General features: G+C 67.3%; 4 protein-coding genes. 2 read left to right on the forward strand and 2 right to left on the reverse strand.

Translation table 11 applies throughout. From position 1 onward, the window contains the following. A partial coding sequence (locus EB084_23630; protein NDD31253.1) for an NADPH:quinone reductase occupies window positions 1-381 on the forward strand: 381 nt, incomplete at its 5' end. A gap of 61 nt (window positions 382-442) precedes the next feature. On the opposite strand, the gene EB084_23635 is transcribed toward EB084_23630, so the two are convergent. Then, window positions 443-1,273, reverse strand: coding sequence for a hypothetical protein (locus EB084_23635; GenBank protein NDD31254.1), 831 nt, complete (start codon window positions 1,271-1,273; stop codon window positions 443-445). A 162-nt stretch (window positions 1,274-1,435) separates the two neighbouring features. Between EB084_23635 and EB084_23640 the strand changes: the two genes are divergently transcribed. Then, window positions 1,436-2,137: a hypothetical protein gene (locus tag EB084_23640; protein NDD31255.1), complete on the forward strand. Its 702-nt coding sequence runs from the start codon at window positions 1,436-1,438 to the stop codon at window positions 2,135-2,137. 7 nt (window positions 2,138-2,144) lie between these two features. Here the strand turns inward: EB084_23640 and EB084_23645 are convergent, their stop codons facing one another. Further along, window positions 2,145-2,471 (reverse strand): hypothetical protein, encoded by a 327-nt coding sequence (locus tag EB084_23645; GenBank protein NDD31256.1) that lies wholly within the window; start codon window positions 2,469-2,471, stop codon window positions 2,145-2,147. Between the last annotated feature and the right edge of the window lie 19 nt (window positions 2,472-2,490).

Consider the following 2,490-nt stretch of genomic DNA (forward strand, 5'->3'; position numbering starts at 1 on the left):
CCGGCCTGCCTCGAGGCTGCGATGTCGCACACCGGTGGCCGAGGGTTCGATCTCGTCATCGAGATGCTTGCCAACGTGAACCTCGCGCGCGACCTCGAGGTACTCGCGCCGGGAGGGCGTGTCGTGGTGGTGGGGAGCCGGGGGCGCGTCGAGATCGAACCGCGTCAGCTCATGACGCGTGACGCTTCGGTTGTGGGCATGGTGCTCTTCAACGCCAGCCCTGCGGATCTTGCCGAGGTGCACGCGGGGCTGTTCGCGTCGCTCGAGGCCCGCACGCTGGTGCCGCTCATCGGGCGTCGGTTCGGGCTCGAGCAGGCCGCGGAGGCGCACCGTGCCGTGATGCGTCCAGGCGCGATGGGCAAGATCGTTCTCGTGCCCTGAGCTGAGGCGTGCGCTTCGCCAGGCGCGGGCGCCGTCGGCGCATCGGCTTGTCAGCGGCGCGTCAGCGCCCCCGCTTTGCGTTCACCTCGAGGTATACGTCTGGGAAGTTCCGGGTGAAGGTCGCCGGATCGACGGCGAACGTTCCCGGGCCCATCGGATTGGGCTTGTATCCCTCGGGTGTCGGTCTGGGGTAGGGTCCGCTCTTCCACGGGTTGCGCAGCACCACGTTGCCTCGTTCGTCGACCTGCAGCACCGTGTAGGCGTGCTCAGGGGCGATGCCCGGATGGCGCGCGCGGGTTGCGGCCACGGCGATTCCACCACGCGCCAGGCTGTCGCGCATCGTCGCGAGCACGTGATCTGCGTTGCCTGGGCGCAGCTCGATGGTGCGCGACCGGTTGCCGGTGAGCGCCCGTATCGCCTCTGACGGATCGCCGCCTTGCTCCTCCACGGTACCGTCGGCGCGTATGTTTCCGCGCGACTTCTCCCACGCGGACTCGAGGATGCGCGCCCAGACCCCGTCGGCACCCACCCCGTGGCGCACCTCGGTGCCCGACACGCTGACGGCGGAACGGCGGTAGAACCTCACCTCGTAGGCGTTGCCCGCGTTGCGTATCAGTGCGCTCACCTCACCTGGGCGGGCGCGCGCGAGGCCGTCGAGCGCCGACAGGAAGTAGCAGTCTCCCACCTCTCCCTGTCGCATCGATCTCCAGCTGTCTGGTTTCACCTCTACGGCCTCTGGGGGCGTTGTTGCCCGCGTTGAATAGGGCGACGGGCCTTGTGCTGCGGGGGGGCGACCCAGAGGGCCTCCCTTCCACGGGCGAGGTGCGGCCATCGCTGACAGGGACGTGATCACGGGTGAACGGCCTCCTTGGGCTGCGATGGACACCATCATGACGGTATTTCATCGGGCTGTCGCGGCGCATGGCCGTGGAAGGTCGAATCCGGCGTTGCGGACGCGCTGGCGGGGGGGTGGGGCGCGCCGCCTCCAGAGCCGCAGCGGTCTGAGCCCGTTCGCAGAGAAGGCCTTGAACGATTTTCGTCGAATCACCCTTTCATGGGGCATCACACAGACGAGAGCGCGCACGTTGGCGCATGGCTCTCCCGTCGGGGTTTTCTCGCGACCGCGGCGTCACTTGGCGCATTGTTCTCCCTGGGCTGCAACAAGGAAGCCGGCCCGGTCACCGAGCTCGATCCCAAGCGCCTGCGCGATGCGCTCGATGGCATCAAGAAGTGGCTTTCCCAGAACAATCCCGAGACGGCCAACGCGTTGCAGCCCGGCCTGTCGACCCACGAGATCGAGAAGCTCACCGAGCAGATGCCTATCGCGCTCACCGAAGAGCTCTTTCTGCTCTACCAGTGGCACAACGGAACGTCGAAGGACGGTCCGTTCATCTGGAACCATCACTTTCCGCCGCTTCAGACGGTGGTCAGGTTCTGGAGCAAGAGCCTCGAGTCGACCTGGCAGCCGTCATGGTTCCCCATCTTTCTCAACCGGGGAGACGCCTATCTCGTCGCTGCCTTCGGCTACAAAGCCAAGATGCTGCCCATCCGGCACTTCGCGCCGCAGAGTCCGAACTGCCCGAATGCGTTCGCCAATCTTACCACCATGATGGAGACGGCCCTTGAGTGGTACACGAGCGGAGCGGTGAAGCCCAACGGGCGAGGGGGGCTGCGCGCCGATACCGATCTCGTGCGGGCGATCTTCCAGAAGCACAATCCCGAGCAGCAGTATCCAGGAGATCCGATCGAGGAGTGACCCGCGCCTACGGCCGTGCCACGAAGGTCTGACGGGTCACCGGGTAGCGCTCCGGCTTTTCGGTGACCTCATGGATGGCCACCCCAAGCGCACCGAAGGCGCCCCCCAGGGTTCCCAGTCCGAGGCCACCGACCCAGGCGCCGGTGGGGCCGCCCGCCGTGCCTGCCAGGGCGCCCAGCGTGGCGCCACCGTAGAATCCGAATAGCCCCCCGAGCGCAGCGCCAGCAACCGTGGTCAGAACCACGCCGCTGATCCGGAGGGGGGAGGTTGTTCCGATGAGTCGGGTGCCCGCGGCCAGACCGGCCAGACCGCCGAGAACCGATCCGCCGAGCACGCCAACGCTGCTCAGGGCG

This window comes from Pseudomonadota bacterium, from assembly GCA_010028905.1.
Lineage (GTDB): Bacteria > Vulcanimicrobiota > Xenobia > RGZZ01 > RGZZ01 > RGZZ01.

What these genes read in the sequence shown, in the direction of transcription:
- EB084_23635 (NDD31254.1), bottom strand. Translation starts at nt 1,273, where the DNA reads ATGATGGTGTCCATCGCAGCCCAAGGAGGCCGTTCACCCGTGATCACG.
- EB084_23640 (NDD31255.1), top strand. Translation starts at nt 1,436, where the DNA reads ATGGGGCATCACACAGACGAGAGCGCGCACGTTGGCGCATGGCTCTCC.